The organism is Amnibacterium sp. CER49 (assembly GCF_029846255.1).
Classification (GTDB): domain Bacteria; phylum Actinomycetota; class Actinomycetes; order Actinomycetales; family Microbacteriaceae; genus Amnibacterium.
The window spans coordinates 1,569,231-1,585,725 of sequence record NZ_JARVWQ010000001.1; the positions used below are offsets into that span (position 1 = coordinate 1,569,231).

Consider the following 16,495-nt stretch of genomic DNA (forward strand, 5'->3'; position numbering starts at 1 on the left):
CCGCCGCGAGCGGCTACCGTGCAGCCCGTGCCCGCCGACGACGACCTCGAGACCCCGTCGGTGACGGACGAGGTGCTGGGCCGACGCGGGGTCGCCGCCGTGTTCCGCGCCGCGTACCGCGGGCCGCACGACGCGGGGGACGCGCTCTTCTGGCTGGCGCATCCGGCCGCCGCGGCACCGAGCGGCGCCCCGCCGCCGCTCGCCGCGCTGCTCGAGCTGCGGGCCGGGCTGTACCGCCCCGATCCCGACGGCCGAGCCCGAGCCCGGTACGCGGATCTCGAGCGACGCCTGCGCGAGGAGCGCGAGGTCGCGCGGGCGGCGCTCGCCGAGGCGCTGCCGGCGGCGGCCGAGCCGGAGCACGGAACCGCCGCAGCCGGGCACCGCGCTCGGCGGCGCCCACTCGTCCTGATCGGTGCCACGGTGCTCGCGGTCGGAGTGGTGGGCGCCGCCGCCGCTGTCGCTCTGCCGCATGCCGTCGCCCGGCCCGTGCCCTCCGTGTCGGCGCACGCGCTGCAGGTGCGGTCGGGGCCCGCCTTCCAGGTCGAGCAGCTGGTCGCGGAGGCGTTCCGGCAGCCGGCCACGAGCAGGACGGAGGAGGCGGGCACCGAGCTCGACGCGCTGATCGAGGACCGGCTCGGGCCCGGGATCACGGCCCGTGCGACGGTCGTCGGTGGCGCGAGCGTCGACGGCACCCCGGAGGAGAACCCGTCGAGCGCGCCGATCGTCGTGAGCGGGCGGTCGCCGAGCGGCGGGACGCTCGACCTCGTGCTGATCCTGCGACACCGATCCGACTGGCGCTGGACCGTCTACGCCGTCCCGTCGGCGGGCGGCCCGCCCGAGGCCGTGGCCGCCGTGCTCGGCACGTCCGCCGGCGGTCTGCTGCAGACGGCCCGGGTCGTCGTGCCGAAGGGCATGGTCCCGAGCGGCCTGCGGCTCTCGACGAGCACCGGCACGCCGTTCTACTGGGCGACCTACCGCCGCACCTGAAGCGGCGTTGGATGATCGGGTCATGGCGACGACGCGGGCTCCGCTGCGGGTGCTGATCTGCGGGGCCGGGGTCGCCGGCGCCGCGCTCGCCGTGCTGCTCGGCCGCGCCGGGCACGCCGTCGTCGTGGTCGAACGGGACGAGGGCGTCCGGTCGAGCGGGAACGCGGTCGACGTCCGCGGTCGCGCGTTCGACGTGGTCGAGGGGCTCGGGCTGCTGCCGCGGCTCGCCGAGGTCGCGACGCAGGTCCGGCGCCTCGTCATCGTCGACGACCTCGGACGCCCACGCGCAGGCGTGCCGACGCGCCGGGGGGAGCGCGAGCTCGAGGTGCCGCGGGCGGACCTCAGCGCGGTGCTCCTCGACGCCGCGCGCACGGTTGCCGAGGTCCGGTTCGACGACACCGTCGTCGACGTCGAGCCCGACGGGTCGGGCGCGCTGGTCCGCTGCGAGCGAGGAGGCCCCGAGCGGTTCGACCTCCTCGTCGGCGCTGACGGGCTCCACTCGCAGGTCCGCCGCCTGGTGTTCGGGCCCGAGCCGGCGTTCGTGTCGTCGCTCGGGCTGTACGCGGCGACCGTGCCGATCCCCGGCCTCCGGCTGCGACCGGACACCGTGCTGCTGCACAACGCGGCGGGTGCGGCGACTGCGCTGCATCCGGGCGCCGGCACGCCCGGCGCGTTCTTCCTGTTCCGGTCCCGCGAGCGCATCGACGTCCGCGACCGCGGCGCGGCGCACGCGTTGCTCACCGCCCGCTACGGCTCGCTCCGCTGGCGCGTCCCGGAGCTCCTCGCCGCCTATCGCGCCGCCGGCGACACGTACTTCGACGCGGTCTCCCGCGTGCGGGTGCCCCGCTGGTCGAGGGGGCCGGTCGTGCTGCTCGGCGACGCGGCCTCGTGCGTGTCGCTGTTCGGCGACGGATCGAGCGCGGCCGTGGCCGGGGCGAGCATCCTCGCCGCGGCGATCGACGACTCGTCCGACCTGCCGGCGGCGCTCGCCGGATACGAGCGCGCGCAGCGCGCGGCCGTGCGGCTCGGGCAGCTCACCGCGCCGCTCGCATCGCGCATCCTCGTCCCCGCCGGCGACGCGGGCCTCACGACGCGGGACGCGATCCTCCGGCTCGTGGCGCGCGAACGGCCCAGGAGGACGGAAGGGTGACCGCCACCGTCGCGCCGGTGCCCCCGCGCTCCGCCGTCGACGGGCTCGTCGACGAGGTCGTCGCGCTCGTGAACCGGGTCTACGCGGTCGCGGAGGCAGGCTTCTGGCGTCCGGGCACGTCGCGCACCGACGCCGACGACGTCCGTGACGCCGTCGCGGCGGGTGAGCTGCTCGCCGCCACGGTCGACGGGCGGCTCGCAGGCGTCCTGCGGATCGCGGTGGAGCACCGCGTCGGCCGGCTCGGGATGCTCGCCGTCGAGCCGGCGGCCCGCGGCGCAGGCATCGGCACCCTGCTGCTCGAGGAGGCGGACCGGATCACGACCGAGGCGGGTGGGACCGCGATGCAGCTCGAGGTGCTCACGCCGAGCGATCCGCCGTCGCCCGACAAGGCCCGGCTCGACCGCTGGTACCGGCGCCTCGGCTACGCCGTGACGGCGGAGGAGTCGCTCGGCGAGCACTACCCGCAGCTCGTGGAGCGCCTGCTGGTGCCCGCGGTGCTCGTCGTCTACCGCAAGCCGCTGCGCGGCTGACGCCTCCGGGCCCGGAGGTCGCGGCGCCGCTCGAGCATCCGCAGGTCGAAGTCGCGCACGTCGCCCGAGGAGAGGGTGATGAGCGCCCCGATGTCGAGCACGAGCTCGACGAGCCACACCTGCGCGCCGAGGCCGGCCGACGCCGCGGGACCGGCGAGGAGCGCGGCGAGGATGGCGGCGGTGCTCGCGGTGAGGGCGAGCATCCGCGCGATCGCGGACCCTGCGAAGGTCAGCTGGCCGAGTGCGACGAGCGCCACCGCGGCCGCGCCCGCCACGACGAGGACGAGGCCGGGGCGCCCGAGCAGCGGCGGCAGGCCGTCGAGCACTGCGGCGAGGCCGACCCCGGGCACACCGAGGAACCCGAGCACCGCGGCGGTGACGCCCGCGGCCGCGCGGAGCAGCAGCAGGCCGTAGCCGACGTAGACGGTCATCGGTCGCTTGATGCGGTTCGACGACGCGGTGTCGCGGACGGTCTGCAGCACCACGCGGGCCCGGGCGCCGGGCGAGCGTCCCACCCGCACGGCGGTGGCGGGGAGCCCGGCCGGCTCGTCGATCAGCGCGGTCAGGTCGAGCACCGGCAGGTCGCCGTCCGTCGAGATCGAGTCGCCACCGCCGTTGCGGGAGTGGTAGCCGGAGGAGAAGTGGGGCAGGACGGCGGCGGTGGCGTCCGGGTTCCCCTCGAGCACCGTGCGGACGATGTGGTCGCGCTCCCGGTCGGTCTCGATCGCCACCTTGTGGGTGACCTGCAGCGTGAACACCGACAGGCCGACGCGCTTGTCGTAGGTGCCGGCGGCGAGCCAGTCGACGCGGGCACCGCCGGGCAGGAACCAGTCGTCGGGCACGTGCCAGAACCGCACGTGGTGCCGCCTGGCGGGGGTGCCCTCGACCTCCTGCTGGTACGTGAAGTCCTGCATGCGCCCGAAGAGGAACGCCGGGCTCACCGGCGCCGTCGGGTACGTGCGCCGGGTGAGGGTCGTCGTGACCGTACGCAGGCCGCTGCGGAACCCGAGCTCGTCGGCGAGGCGCCACCCCGCCCGGCTCATCGCCGTGTGCACCTCCATCTCCGTCCCGAGCAGCGCGACGTTCACCGGGTCCGCGAGCAGCCCCTCGTACGTGCGGCTGCGCCCGATGAAGTAGTCGGGCACGTAGACGAGCGCGAGGGCCGAGTGGATCCGCGGCAGCAGCAGGTAGGCGAGCACGAGCCAGAGCACGAGGAGCAGCCACCAGTCGGCGATGCCGCCGAGGACGATCCGCCGCACGGTGAGCACGGCGAGGGCCGCGGCGGCCGCGGCACCGAGCAGGAAGAAGAGCCCGTCGAGCACGACGAGCACCGCGGGCCACGACCGGGGAACGTCGCTGCGCTCCCACCGGACGGCGAGGCCCGGCGATGCGGGTGCGTCGTCGGCCATCCGGGCAACCTACCCGGGGCCCGGATGGCGCTCCTCGGCCTCCTGCGGCCTACCGGGCGGCGCGCGCCTCGTCCTGGCGGCGCTGCTCGGCGCCCGACGCGATCGCGGCGCGCAGGTGACCCTGCTCGTAGCCGAAGGACGCGACGAGCGCGCCCGCCTGCGGGCGGAGCGCCGCGAGCAGCGCGTCGAGCGCCACCGGCACCGCGCGGGCCCGCTGCCGGTCCAGCCGGCCGCGGACGAGGTACCAGCCGAGGTCGCGCTCGACGGCGGAGAGCGCGAACACGTCGCGGAGCTGCTCGAGCGTCGAGCGCTCCGCTCCGGCGCCCGCCCCGCGCGCAGCGCGGTCGAGGGCCTGCCACTGCCGCAGCCGGGCCCAGGCGCGCGCCGTCTCGATGAGCACGTGCTGGTTGCGCCCGAGCAGCGCGGCGGCCTCGTCCGCGGGCAGGCCCGACGCGGGCCGGAGGCGGGCCGCGAGCTCGGCGACGGCGACGTCGACGCGATCGGTGAGCAGCCCCTCCTGCACGTCGCGGTCACGCAGCGCCTGGACCGCGCCCGCGCTCGAGCCGCGGTCCGCCACCCGCTGGGCGAGCGCGGTCGCGCCGGCCGCGCCGGCGGCGACCCCGGCGAGCTGCTTCGCGAGGATCCCGGCGACGGCGACCGGCGGGGCGCCCTTGAAGCGCTTCGCGTAGTCGGTGAGCAGCCGCTTGCCGACGAGCTGCAGCAGCACCGTGTTGTCGCCCTCGAACGTCGCGTAGACGTCGAGGTCGGCGCGCAGCCGCGGGAACCGGTTCTCGGCGAGGAACCCGGCGCCGCCGCACGCCTCGCGGCACTCCTGGATCGTCTCGAGCGCGAACCAGGTGCTCTCCGCCTTCATCGCGGCGGCGAACGTCTCGAGGTCCTGCCGGGCCTCGTCGGTGTCGTGCTCCCCGGTGAAGACGCGGTGGAAGTCGGTGAGCAGCTCGTTCAGCGCGAACGACGTGGCGTAGCTCGTCGCGACGCGGGGAAGCAGGCGGCGCTGGTGCCGGGGGTAGTCGAGCAGCACCGTCTCGTCGGTGCCGGCGCCCGCGAACTGGCGTCGCTCGTCCGCGTAGGGCACCGCGATCTGCAGGGCGAGCTGCGCCGCGACGTTCGTCGAGAGCGCGAGCGACACCCGGCCCTGCACGAGCGTGCCGAGCATCGTGAAGAAGCGCCGGCCCGCGCTCGCGATGGGGGAGGAGTAGGTGCCGTCGGCCGCGACGTCGCCGTACCGGTTGAGCAGGTTCGTCCGCGGCACGCGCACACCGTCGAAGTGGAGGCGGCCGTTGTCGACGCCGTTCAGGCCGCCCTTGGGACCGTCGTCCTCGCCGCCCACGCCCGGCAGGAACGCGCCGGACACGTCGCGGATGGGCACGTAGAACGCGTGCACCCCGTGCCGCTCGCCACGGGTCTCGAGCTGCGCGAACACGACGGCGGCGCGGGCGTCGAGCGCCGCGTTGCCGATGTAGTCCTTCCACGCCGCCCGGAACGGGGTGTGGAGCACGAACTCCTCGGTGGCCGGGTCGTAGACGGCGGTCGTCGCGATCGAAGCGACATCGGAGCCGTGCCCGGTCTCGGTCATCGCGAACCCGCCGAGCACGCGCAGCTCGACGGCGTCGCCGAGGAAGCGCTCGTGGTGGTCGCGGGTGCCGAGGTGCAGGATCGCGGCGGCGAAGAGGCCCCACTGCACGCCCGCCTTGATCTGGAGCGACGGGTCGCCGGCGACGATCTCGGCGAAGGCCGCCAGGTTGCCTCCCGCATCGCCGCTGCCGCCGAACTCGGGCGGGAACGGCAGCCGCGGGGCGCCGGTGGCGAGCAGGTCGGAGAGGCCCTCCGTCACCCGCGCCCGCTGCTGCGCCACCGTCTCGTCGTCGGCGAGGTGGAAGCGCGGGTCGAGCATCGCCTGCCGTGCCGGCAGCCGCCGCTCCGCCCAGCGCCCGAGCAGCAGGTCGCGCATCCGAGTCGGGTCGAGCGGGGCGGCCGGCGGTACCGCCGCCTCCGGGGAGGGCGCGTGCGCGGCCGGCGCGGGCTCGGGCGGCAGGACGATCGTCTCCCGCTCACCGGGCGCCAGGCGCTCGTCCACCGTCGTGCTCTGCTCGCCCACGAAGACCTCCATGCCGTCGCTGGAATCCGTCGCCGGGACGGTAGCCCATCCACAACGGGACGCCGCAGCGCTGGTAGGGGACCTCACGCCGCCGGCGCCGCCGGGACACCCGGGTCTGGTGCATCCCTCCAAAGCGGCGCCCGGACGGGGGCTACGGTGACCGCGGAGGCGACATGCGATTCGACGCCGTGCTGGGTGAGCCGTTCGCGACCGTCCCCGAGCAGGCCGCCACGGCGGAGCGGCTCGGCTACGCGGGGGTGCACGCCACCGAGCTGACCCACGACCCGTTCCTCACCTGCACGCTCGCGACGACCGGCACCCGGACCGCCGACGTGGGCACCCAGATCGCGGTGGCGTTCGCGCGGAACCCGATGAGCGTCGCCGTCGCGGCCCGCGACCTGCAGGACCTCTCCGGCGGCCGCTTCGTGCTCGGGCTCGGCACGCAGGTCGAGGCGCACATCACCCGTCGCTTCTCGATGCCGTGGGGGCCGCCGGCGGAGCGGATCGCGGAGTTCGTGCGAGCGGTCCGCGCCATCTGGCAGGCGTGGGAGGGCGACGGCAGGCTGCGGTTCCAGGGGGAGCACTACCGGCACACGCTGATGACCCCCGCGTTCTCGCCCGGCCCAGCCCCGAACGGCCTGCCGCCGGTGCACCTCGCCGCGGTCGGGGCCCGGATGGCCGAGACCGCCGGGGCTGTCGCCGACGGCGTCATCGCGCACGTGTTCTGCACGCCCCGCTACCTCGAGGAGGTCGTCGCGCCCGCTGCGGCGCGCGGCCTCACGCGCGAAGGGCGCGACCGCGACGGCTTCGCGGTCGTCGCGCCGGCGTTCGTCGTCACCGGCAGGGACGATGCGGAGCGCGCCGCCGCTGCCGCCGCGGTCCGCGCCCAGATCGCGTTCTACGGCAGCACGCCCGCCTACCGCGGGGTGCTCGAGATCGACGGCCGCGGCAACCTCGCCGACCGGCTGCACGAGCTGTCGGTCTCCAGGGACCCCGCACGCTGGGCCGCGATGGCGGCCCTCGTCGACGACGAGGTGCTGGCCTCGTTCGCGGTGGTCGCCGAGCGGGCCGCCGACGTGCCCGGCCTGCTGCGGCAGCGGTACGACGGGCTCGCCGACCGCGTGGTCCTCGGCGTGCCGAGCGGGGTGGACCGCGGCGGGTGGCTCGAGGCCATCGGCTCCGTCGCCTGACGCGGGACGCGGGACGCTGGTGCAGCAACGCACAGATCGGCCGGGGCCGCCCTCCAGGCGGCCTCAATATGCTGCGGACCGCGACAAAGGCGCGCCGCGGCGCCCCCGCCGAGGAGGACCATGAGCGACAGCCGACCGGACGCCGACACCTGGCCGATCGCGGCGGCGATGCTGCCGTTCCTCGGCACCACCACCTCGGGCACCCCGGTGCAGGACGCCCCCGGCGAGGTCTGGGGCGCCGCCCTCGCCGAGGTGGCCGACGCCGGCTTCACCGAGGTCGACCTCACCGACTCCTGGGTCCGCCCCGGCGATCTCACCCCGCAGCGGCTCGACGAGCTCGCCGGAGCGATCCGGAGTGCGGGCCTCACCGCCCCCGCGATCAGCGCCATCCGACGCAGCGTCATCGACCCCGACAGCGCCGACGACAACCTCGCCTACAGCCACCGCACCATCGACGCGGGTGCCGCGCTCGGCTGCGCCGTCGTGAGCGTCGGCCTGCACCGGCCGCTGCTGCCCGAGCAGCAGAAGGCCCACTGGTTCTGGACCGTCGACGGCCCCCGCGACTCGGACGATCCCGAGACCTGGTCGCGCGCGGTCAGCCGACTGCGCGAGCTCGGCGATCACGCCGCATCGGTCGGCGTGCAGCTGTCGCTCGAGATGTACGAGGACACGCTGCTCGGGAGCGCCGACAGCGCGGTCCGCCTCGTCACCGACATCGGCTCCGACGCGGTCGGGCTGAACCCGGACCTCGGCAACCTCTACCGGCTGCACCGCCCCATCGAGCCGTTCCTCGACGCGCTCGCGAAGTGCCTGCCCCACTCGAACTACTGGCACGTGAAGAGCTACCTGCGCCTCGAGGACTTCCCGTCCGGCACCGTGCTCACCGCGCCCGCGCCCATGGACTCCGGCAGCATGAACTACCGCCGCGCCATCAAGATGGCGCTCGAGGCGGGCTACACCGGCCCGTTCTGCGTCGAGCACTACGGCGGCGACGGGCTCGCCGTCGCCGCCCGCAACCGCGACTACCTGCGGGGGCTCCTCCGCTTCGACCTCTCCGACGCCGCGTCCCCGGAGGTGCGCTGATGACCGACACCCGTGCTCCGCAGGTCGCCGTGCTCGGCCTCGGCGCGATGGGCCTGCCCATGGCCACCCGGCTCGCCGAGACGCTGCCGGTGCGGGCCTTCGACGTCGTGCCGGACCGCATCGCGCTCGCCGAGCAGGGCGGCGCCACCCGCGCGGGCAGCGCGCCCGCAGCCGCCGAGGGCGCCGACGTCGTCGTGATCGGCGTGCGCAACCAGGAGCAGCTCGAGGCGTCCATGTTCGGCGAGCAGGGGGCGGCCGCCGTGCTCCGCCCCGGCGCCGTCGTGGTGCTCACCTCCACCGTCGGCACCGGCGCGGTCGTCGCGGCCGCCGCGCGGCTGCAGGAGTCGGGGGTCGACCTGCTCGACGCGCCGGTGAGCGGCGGCGCGGTCCGCGCGAGGAACGGCGACCTGCTCATCATGGCGGGCGCGTCCGATGCGGTCCTCTCGCGGGCGGAGCCCGTGCTCGACCGGCTCGCCTCCACCCTGTTCGTGGCGGGGCCGAACCCCGGCGACGGGCAGACGATGAAGACCGTCAACCAGCTGCTCTGCGGCATCCACACCGCCGCTGCGGCCGAGGCCCTCGCGCTCGCCGACGCGCTCGGGCTCGACCTCGATCGGGTGCTCCAGGTGCTCGGGCAGGGGGCCGCGGCCTCGTTCATGCTCGCGGACCGCGGTCCGCGCATCATCGAGCAGCTCCGGGGGCAGGCGCCGGAGCTGCGCTCGCGGCTCGACGTGATCTCGAAGGACATGGGGATCGTGCACGACCTCGTCCGCGAGGCCGGGACGGTCGCCCCCGTGGCCGCCGCCGCCGAGCAGGCCTACCTGCTGATGATGGCGCGCGGCTACGCGAGCGAGGACGACTCGATCACCGCGCTCGCCGGTCGGGCCGGGGCGGATCCCCGGTGACCGTCGTCACGATCCTCGGCGCCGGCGCCATGGGCTCGGCGCTCGCCACCCCGCTGCGGGTGCGCGGCCACGAGGTACGCCTCTGGGGCACCCATCTCGACGATGCGCTGCTCGCCGCGGTCGAGGCAGGACGGCCCCATCCGCGCACCGGTGTCCCCGCACCGGAGGGCGTGCGGACCTTCCCCGCCCCACGGCTCGCCGACGCGCTTCACGGGGCCGACCTCGCGGTGCTCGCCGTCTCCTCCGAGGGGGTGCGCGGCACGATCGCGCAGGCCGCGCCGGCGCTCGACGGCGTGCCGCTGCTCGGCATCACGAGCAAAGGACTGCTCCGCGACGGCGACGGACCGGTGCGGATCCTGCCCGACGTCGTCGGCGAGGCGCTCGCGGGCCTCTCGCGGCCACCGGCGCTCGTCGGCATCGGCGGTCCGTGCAAGGCGAACGAGGTCGCGGCCGCGCGGCCGACCGCCACCGTCTACGGCGCGAGCTGCGTCGAGGCGGCCCGCGCCGCGGCGCGCATCGCCCAGACCGACGACTACCGCGTCGCCGTCACCGACGACCTCGTGGGCCTCGAGCTCGCAGCGCCGCTGAAGAACGTCTACGCGATCGCGCTCGGCGTGCTCGACGGGCTCACCGCCCGCGGTGGCGAGCCGTGGCACGACCTGAAGTCCGCCGTCTTCGCGCAGGCGGTCGCCGAGATGGCCGCGCTCGCCGTCGCCGCCGGAGGTCGCGCCGAGACCGTGCAGGGGCTCGCCGGCACGGGCGACCTCCAGGTCACCGCGTTGTCTGGTCGCAACCGCGCCTACGGCGAGCGGCTCGGCCGGGGCGAGCGGGCTGCGGAGGCGCTGGCGGCCATGGCGGCCGCGGAGCAGACCGTCGAGGGCGTCCCCGCGCTCCGGATGGCGACGGCGCTCGCCGCGCAGCTGCTGCCGGCCGAGGCCGTGCCGCTGCTCGGTGCGATCGAGGCGCTCGTCGACGGCGCGGCCGACCCCGCGGGCCGCCTCGCCGCGGCCGCCCTGCCCGCTCCCGTGCGGTGAGCGACGACGTCCTCGTCGGCGTCGACGCGTCGACGACCGCCGTGAAGGCGGTGGCCTTCGACCTCGACGGCTCGGCCGTCGCGGAGGCGCGGGCGCCGCTCGGCCGCACCTCGCCACGCCCGGGCTGGGCGGAGCAGGACCCGCGCGACTGGACGGCGGCCGCGGATGCGGCGCTGCGCGCGCTGAGCGCCCGGCTCGCGGAGCGGGACGCGGTGCCCGTCGCGCTCGCCATCACCCACCAGCGCGAGAGCTTCGCCTGCCTCGACGTCACCGGCGCGCCCGTCCGGCCCGCGATCCTCTGGCTCGACACCCGCGCCGGCGCCATCGTCGCCCGCGCGGGGTCGCGGCGCCTGCACGAGCTGTCCGGCAAGCCGCCGAGCACGACCCCGAGCCTCTACAAGCTGCTCTGGGTGCGTGAGCACGAGCCGGACGTGCTCGCGCGCACGACGCGGATCGCTGACACCGGGGCCGTGCTGGTGCACTCGCTCACGGACCGCTTCGCGACCTCGGTCGCGAGCGCCGATCCCACCGCTCTGCTCGACGTGCGCACCCTCGACTGGTCACCCGAGCTGCTCGGGCTCGCCGGGGTGACGGCGTCGCAGCTGCCCGAGCTCGTCCCGCCCGGAACGACGATCGGCAGGGTGACGCCGGCCGCCGCGGCCCGCACCGGGCTGCCCGAGGGCCTGCCGGTCGTCGCCGGAGGCGGCGACGGCCAGGTCGCCGGGCTCGGGGCGGCCGCGGTCGGCGAGACCGAGGCGTATCTCAGCCTCGGCACCTCCATCACGCTCGGCACCACGTCGGCCGCCCCCGCGATCGCGCCGGCCTTCCGCACCCTCACCTCACCGATCGCAGGCGAGTACACGCTCGAGGCCCTCGTCGCGTCGGGCGTGCTGTCGCTCGCGTGGCTCCGCGAGCGGGTGCTCGGCCTGCCCGACACGGTCGACGGCGTCGCCGAGGTGGAGGCGCTCGCGGCCTCGTCGCCGGCCGGCGCGGGCGGTGTGCTGTTCCTGCCCTACCTCACGAGCGCAGAGACCCCCTACTGGGATCCGGCCGCGCGCGGCGCCTTCATCGGCCTCGCCGACCACACGACGCGCGCCCACCTCGCCAGGGCGGTGTTCGAGGGGCTCGCGCTCGAGGTGCGGCTGCAGGTCGAGTCGATCGAGGCGGAGCGCGGCATCCGGCTCGACCGTGTCACCGCGATGGGCGGCGGCGCCCGCTCGGCCCTGCTGCTCCAGGCGGTCGCGGACGCGCTCGGCCGGGAGCTCGCCGTGGCCGCCGAGGTCGAGACCGCGGCCCTCGGAGCGGCGATCCTCGCGGGCACGGGGGTCGGGTACGGCGACCCGGCCGCACTCGCGCGCCGGATGAGCCGGATCGCGGCGACCGTGCGCCCAGCCGGGAACGGCGACGGGGACGCCCGGTTCGCCGTCTACCGGAGCGCCTACCCGGCGCTCCGCGAGGTGTTCCGCGACCTCGCCGCGCTCCGCTGAACCGTCAGACCGCCGCCGGCTCGACGAGGGACAGCGTGCGGGCGTCGGCGTCGAGCGCCGCGCGAACCCCGAGGGGCAGCGGCCAGTCGGGCGGCTCATGACCGATGGGGACGTCGGCGAGCACCGGCACGTCGCGGTCGCCGAGCGCCGCGAGGACGACGTCCTGCACCGAGGGCTCGCCCTCCGGCGCCTCGATCGTGGCGAGCGGCCCCACGACCATGCCCGCGATCCGCGCGAGCACGCCGGCGAGACGCAGCACCTGCAGGTCGTTCCAGACCTGCGACACGGCCGCCGTCTCCTCCCAGAAGAGGATCGCGCCGTCGAAGCGCTCCGGCGGGAGCGCGAACCGCGTGGCCTGCATGCGCACGAGCCGGTTCAGCATCGCGCCGACGAGCGGTCCCTCCGCCCGGCCCGGACGCCAGCACTGCTCGGCGCCGGTGGCGGGCAGCGCGCCGGCGGCCTCGCCCGTCAGCACGGCGCGGTAGCTCGCCGCGAGCCGCGACGACCACGCCTCGTCCTCGTGCCAGTAGCCGAAGCCGTGCGTGACGAGGTCGCCGTGCACGCCGGCGAGGCCGGTGGCGGCGTGCAGCGCGAGGTGCAGCACGCCGATGTCGCTGAACCCGATCAGCGGCTTCGGGTCGGCGCGCACCGCCGCGAGGTCGAGCAGGTCGAGGTGGGGCAGCGCGCCGCGCCCACCGGTCAGCGCGAACACCGCGCGCACCGCGGGATCGCGGAGCAGGCCGTTCAGCTCCGCCGCGGTCTCCGCCGGGGTCGCCGGGCCGTACCAGTGCCGCAGGTCGAGCGACACGAGCGGCGAGACGCGGACGACGAAGCCGAGCCGCTCGAGCTCGCGCCGCCCGTGCTCGAGCAGCGGCGCCTCGTTCGGCTCGAGGCCGCCCGACACCGCCGCGATCGCGACGACGTCCCCGGCGCGGAGCGCACGGGGACGCAGCAGCGGCGCCACCGGCTGCGCGGTCAGCGTCGGCCGAGTCGCCGCTCGCCGCCTGCACCCGGCTCGTACGCGATGCCGTAATGCGCGTACACCTCCGGCTCGCGCTCGCGGGTGAGCTCGCCGTCCGGGTCGATGGAGGGCGCGTCCTTCACCGACTTCTTGTCGACCGCGACCTTCAGGTACGAGGGCGAGACGACCGCGCCGTTCAGGGGCACGAACACGAGTCGCTTCGAGAGCAGCCCCTGCGTCACCGTGCCGAAGGCGGGCTGGTCGCTGCCCGTGTCGAAGTACACGGCTTCGAGCGAGCCGATCTTGTCACCGTTCATGTCGACGACGTCGTGGTTGCGCCAGTCGCGGATGTTCTCGGCGGGGAAGCTCATGCGGTTCGTTCCTTCCAGGGGTCGTGCCCACGTTCGCGGGCGCGGCTGTGAGCCGTCCGAGCGTCCGCTCAACCGGTGTGCTGCTGCAGGGTGCCGACGCGACGGGCGACGGCCCCGCACGATGCGCAGCCGAACAGGTCGTTCTCCTCGGGCGGCATCCGCACGGCGAAGCCGCAGAAGGGGCAGTCGGCGAGCTCGACGCCGGTGGCGCGGCGGATCATCGTCGCATCAGCCGCCGCGCGACCCGGCGGAGCTCCTCGTCGTGGGCGGCGATCTCGGTCACCGCGGCCAGCGCCGGCAGCGCCTCCGCAAGCGCCGCGGGGGCGGCGCCGAAGACGCGGCAGACGCCGAGGAGCGTGCCGTCCGAACCCGTGATCGGCAGGCTCAGGTCGGGCATCTCTCCCCCGACGGGCCCGTGCAGGGCGAGGCCGGCGGCGTCCGCCTCGGCGACCGCTGCCGCGAGGGGGTCCCGCTCCGCGGCGTCGGCGGCGACCTGCACCCAGGCGCGGCGCTGATCGAGCACGGTCACGCTCGCCGCGCGCGCCCCGCCGATGCGGCGGGCGAGCGCGGCGAGGCGCCCGAGCGCACCGGGTGCCTCGAGCTCGTCGCGCTCCGGGGCGTCGGCGTCGATGACGAGCTGCCGGAAGGCGAGCATCACCTCTCCCGCGGTCGGGCGCTGCTGCGGCGAGCGGGCGGTCATGCCGGCGAGCAGGTGGCGCCACGCCGCCGGCAGGCCGTCCGGCAGCTCGGGGTCGCGCTCGAGCCGACCGAACGCGCTCGTGAGCGCGTCACCCGGGAACTCGACGTGGCCGGTGATCGCCTCGAGCACCACGAGGCCGAGCGAGTAGACGTCGGAGGCGGGGCCGACGGGCCGGCCGCTCGCCTGCTCGGGACTCAGGTAGGCGGCGGTGCCGGTGGTCGTCTGCGGGTCGGCCTCGATCGACTCGGCGACGGGCACCGCGATGCCGAAGTCCGCGAGCCGGGCGCGGAACGGGCGGATGCCGCTGCCCGGCCCGAGCAGCACGTTCGCGGGCTTGATGTCGCGGTGCACGACGCCCCGGGAGTGCAGGTAGTCGAGCGCCTCGGCGACATCGAGGCCGAGGTACGCGGCCGCCGGGAGGTCGAAGGGCTCGCGGCGGATGCGGCTGCGCAGGTCGGCGCCGTCGACGAGGTCGAGCACGAGGAAGGGGACGCCCTGGCCGTCGATCCCCGCGTCGAGCAGGGTCACGAGGCCCGGGTGCCGCAGCGACGCGTGCATCCGGCCCTCCGCGTCGCGCACCCGCGCCGCGCCGGCGTCCGGCGGGCAGCGGTCGAACCGCTTGACGGCGACCTCGCGGCCGAGCACGCGGTCGACCGCGCGGTGGACGCTCGCCATGCCGCCCGTCCCGAGACGGACGCCGAGCTCGTAGCGGCCCGGCGCCGTCGCGGCCGTGCTCGTGCCGCTCACGCCCGTGGCCTGGAAGCCGGACGTCGAGGGTGGGTACGCCATCACTCAGTGGCCCTCTCGATCGCTTAGTTGGGTAAACTACATGAGGATCGCGGAGAGGTGGTGACGACATGGCGGTGGGCGAAGGCGCGTACTGGTACGAGCAGGACCGGGCGACGGCGATCGACCTGCTGAACGCCCTCCGCGACTACCGCTCCGCCGAGCAGGCCATGCGGCGGCGCACGCGCGACTCGATGGGCATGAACGAGAACGACCTCGCCGCCCTCCGCTTCCTCCTCGCCGAGCGCAGCGCGGGGCGCGACGTCACCGCGAAGGACCTCGCGCGGCGGCTCGGCATCACGCCCGCGTCGGTGTCGGTGCTCGTCGACCGGCTCGTGCGCTCCGGGCACCTCGAGCGCCGGCCGCACCCCACCGACCATCGCGCCGCGCTGCTCGTGCCGACCGGGCACTCCGACGAGGAGGTGCGCGCCACGCTCGGCGACATGCATCGCCGCATGATGGACGTCGTCACGTCGCTCGAGCCGGCCGAGGTGCAGGTCGTCACGGATTTCCTCCGGCGCATGGCCGAGTCGCTCGCCGCGCCCGCCCCCGTCCCGGCCTAGGCGAGCCCCTTCGCCCGGAGCGCGGCGAGCACGCCGGGCAGGAACGCCTCGGCCCAGCGGCGGTGACCGCGGTCGTTCGGGTGGAAGAGGTCGCCTGCGGCGCCGAGCAGCGCGTCGAGGAGGCCTCCTGCACCCGTGGTGGCGTGCAGGGGCGCGACCCAGAACCCGTACCGGTCGGCGACCTCGTGCACGATGCGGTTCGCGGCACGCACCCGCCCGGCGACCGGCAGGACGCTGAAGCTGGGCAGCTCGCTCACGATCGATCCCGGCGGCAGCGCGGCGCAGACCTCGTCGAGCTCGCGCTCGAAGCGGCCGGGCTCGAACCGCCAGACGTCGTTCGCACCCACGCCGAGCGTCACGACGTCGGGCTCGAGGCCGCGCATCCGATGCAGCTCGTCGCGGATCACGACGGCGAGCGTCGCGCCGTCGATCGCGAGGTTGCGCACCCGCACCCGGCGCCCGGTGACGGCGGCGATGCGCTCGGCCACGAGGCCGACGTACCCGCGGTCGGGATCGGAGGCACCGAGACCGAGCGCGGCCGAGTCTCCGAGCGCGACGTAGAGCACGGCCTCCGGATCGACGCGCCCGCGCTGCTGCCAGTGCACGTGGTGCGCGGGGATCCGGGCGTTCAGCACGGTCACCCAGCGGCGCCTCCGGCGCTCGAGCCCCACCGCGGCTCCCGCCAGGAGCAGGGCACCCGCGGCGGCGAGCAGGAACCGCCTCACCGGCCGACCGCCGCGGTCGTGCCACCCGTGGCGCGCAGCAGGTCGGCGGGCGCGAGCTCGAGGTCGAAGCCCCGGCGACCGCCGGAGACGAGCACCGTCGGGTGATCGAGCGCCGAGGCGTCGAGCACGAGCGGCAGCCGGGTGCGGTGCCCGATCGGGGAGATACCGCCGACGACGTAGCCGGTGCGACGCTCCGCCACCGCCGGGTCGGCGAGGGCCGCCCGCTTGCCGCCCACCGCCGCGGCGAGGGCCTTGAGATCGAGCGACCCGGACACCGGCACGACCGCCACGACGAGCGCCCCGTCGACGTCGGCGACGAGGGTCTTCAGGACTCGTTCCGCGGGGACGCCGAGCGCGGCCGCGGCCTCGTTCCCGTAGTCGGCCGACGCGGGATCATGCGGGTACGGGCGCGGCGTGAACGGGATGCCGGCCGCCTCGAGGGCCTTCGTCGCGGGGGTGCCGGGCCCTCTGCTCACGACGGCGACGCTACCCGGC

The 16,495-nt window shown here is 76.0% G+C and carries 17 protein-coding genes; 9 read left to right on the top strand and 8 right to left on the bottom strand.

The annotated features are described in order from the left end of the window. Window positions 1–27 precede the first annotated feature (27 nt). From QDR37_RS07650 to QDR37_RS07660, 3 genes are read left to right on the top strand one after another with little or no spacing between them, the layout of a single operon-like run. Window positions 28–987, top strand: a complete 960-nt coding sequence (locus tag QDR37_RS07650) for a hypothetical protein (RefSeq protein ID WP_279713026.1) — start codon at window positions 28–30, stop codon at window positions 985–987. Between the two features lie 22 nt (window positions 988–1,009). Further along, window positions 1,010–2,137, top strand: a complete 1,128-nt coding sequence (locus QDR37_RS07655; protein WP_279713027.1) for an FAD-dependent monooxygenase — start codon at window positions 1,010–1,012, stop codon at window positions 2,135–2,137. Then, the gene (locus QDR37_RS07660) at window positions 2,134–2,667 is read left to right on the top strand and encodes a GNAT family N-acetyltransferase (RefSeq protein ID WP_279713028.1); all 534 of its coding nucleotides are present in this window, start codon (window positions 2,134–2,136) and stop codon (window positions 2,665–2,667) included. The genes QDR37_RS07655 and QDR37_RS07660 overlap by 4 nt, the downstream gene beginning before the upstream one ends. Here the strand turns inward: QDR37_RS07660 and QDR37_RS07665 are convergent. Together QDR37_RS07665 and QDR37_RS07670 are read right to left on the bottom strand one after the other, a co-directional pair. Continuing rightward, window positions 2,643–4,076, bottom strand: a complete 1,434-nt coding sequence (locus tag QDR37_RS07665; RefSeq protein ID WP_279713029.1) for an LssY C-terminal domain-containing protein — start codon at window positions 4,074–4,076, stop codon at window positions 2,643–2,645. The two genes, QDR37_RS07660 and QDR37_RS07665, sit on opposite strands and share 25 nt — an antisense overlap. A 49-nt stretch (window positions 4,077–4,125) precedes the next feature. Beyond that, the gene (locus QDR37_RS07670; protein WP_279713030.1) at window positions 4,126–6,195 is read right to left on the bottom strand and encodes an acyl-CoA dehydrogenase family protein; all 2,070 of its coding nucleotides are present in this window, start codon (window positions 6,193–6,195) and stop codon (window positions 4,126–4,128) included. 122 nt (window positions 6,196–6,317) lie between these two features. Between QDR37_RS07670 and QDR37_RS07675 the strand changes: the two genes are divergently transcribed. The 5 genes from QDR37_RS07675 (at window position 6,318) to QDR37_RS07695 (ending at window position 11,894) form a co-directional block, all read left to right on the top strand. Then, complete coding sequence (locus tag QDR37_RS07675; protein ID WP_279713583.1) at window positions 6,318–7,385, top strand: TIGR03617 family F420-dependent LLM class oxidoreductase; 1,068 nt, start codon at window positions 6,318–6,320, stop codon at window positions 7,383–7,385. 120 nt (window positions 7,386–7,505) lie between these two features. Continuing rightward, window positions 7,506–8,468, top strand: a complete 963-nt coding sequence (locus QDR37_RS07680; protein ID WP_279713031.1) for a sugar phosphate isomerase/epimerase — start codon at window positions 7,506–7,508, stop codon at window positions 8,466–8,468. Continuing rightward, window positions 8,468–9,373, top strand: coding sequence for an NAD(P)-dependent oxidoreductase (locus tag QDR37_RS07685; RefSeq protein WP_279713032.1), 906 nt, complete (start codon window positions 8,468–8,470; stop codon window positions 9,371–9,373). Before QDR37_RS07680 ends, QDR37_RS07685 begins: the two co-directional genes overlap by 1 nt. Next, the gene (locus tag QDR37_RS07690; RefSeq protein ID WP_279713033.1) at window positions 9,370–10,407 is read left to right on the top strand and encodes an NAD(P)H-dependent glycerol-3-phosphate dehydrogenase; all 1,038 of its coding nucleotides are present in this window, start codon (window positions 9,370–9,372) and stop codon (window positions 10,405–10,407) included. Before QDR37_RS07685 ends, QDR37_RS07690 begins: the two co-directional genes overlap by 4 nt. Continuing rightward, window positions 10,404–11,894 (top strand): FGGY family carbohydrate kinase, encoded by a 1,491-nt coding sequence (locus tag QDR37_RS07695; RefSeq protein WP_279713034.1) that lies wholly within the window; start codon window positions 10,404–10,406, stop codon window positions 11,892–11,894. Before QDR37_RS07690 ends, QDR37_RS07695 begins: the two co-directional genes overlap by 4 nt. A gap of 4 nt (window positions 11,895–11,898) precedes the next feature. Here the strand turns inward: QDR37_RS07695 and QDR37_RS07700 are convergent, their stop codons facing one another. From QDR37_RS07700 to QDR37_RS07715, 4 genes are all read right to left on the bottom strand, one after another. Continuing rightward, entirely contained in the window at window positions 11,899–12,858 is a 960-nt protein-coding gene (locus QDR37_RS07700; RefSeq protein ID WP_279713035.1) for an LD-carboxypeptidase, read from the bottom strand. 11 nt (window positions 12,859–12,869) lie between these two features. Continuing rightward, a complete protein-coding gene (locus QDR37_RS07705; protein ID WP_279713036.1) occupies window positions 12,870–13,226 on the bottom strand; it encodes a PRC-barrel domain-containing protein in 357 nt (118 codons plus the stop codon). 68 nt (window positions 13,227–13,294) lie between these two features. Then, window positions 13,295–13,447 carry a hypothetical protein gene (locus tag QDR37_RS07710; protein WP_279713038.1) on the bottom strand — a complete coding sequence of 51 codons (153 nt, stop codon included), beginning with the start codon at window positions 13,445–13,447 and terminating at the stop codon, window positions 13,295–13,297. Further along, entirely contained in the window at window positions 13,444–14,715 is a 1,272-nt protein-coding gene (locus QDR37_RS07715; protein ID WP_279713039.1) for a serine/threonine-protein kinase, read from the bottom strand. Before QDR37_RS07715 ends, QDR37_RS07710 begins: the two co-directional genes overlap by 4 nt. Before the next feature lie 68 nt (window positions 14,716–14,783). Between QDR37_RS07715 and QDR37_RS07720 the strand changes: the two genes are divergently transcribed. Further along, complete coding sequence (locus QDR37_RS07720; protein WP_279713041.1) at window positions 14,784–15,275, top strand: MarR family transcriptional regulator; 492 nt, start codon at window positions 14,784–14,786, stop codon at window positions 15,273–15,275. Here QDR37_RS07720 and QDR37_RS07725 read toward each other — a convergent pair. Both QDR37_RS07725 and ybaK read right to left on the bottom strand, forming a co-directional pair. Then, window positions 15,272–16,000 (bottom strand): SGNH/GDSL hydrolase family protein, encoded by a 729-nt coding sequence (locus QDR37_RS07725; RefSeq protein ID WP_279713042.1) that lies wholly within the window; start codon window positions 15,998–16,000, stop codon window positions 15,272–15,274. The two genes, QDR37_RS07720 and QDR37_RS07725, sit on opposite strands and share 4 nt — an antisense overlap. After that, on the bottom strand, window positions 15,997–16,476 hold the full coding sequence (gene ybaK / locus QDR37_RS07730) for a Cys-tRNA(Pro) deacylase (RefSeq protein WP_279713043.1): 480 nt from the start codon (window positions 16,474–16,476) through the stop codon (window positions 15,997–15,999). The genes QDR37_RS07725 and ybaK overlap by 4 nt, the downstream gene beginning before the upstream one ends. Window positions 16,477–16,495 lie beyond the last annotated feature (19 nt).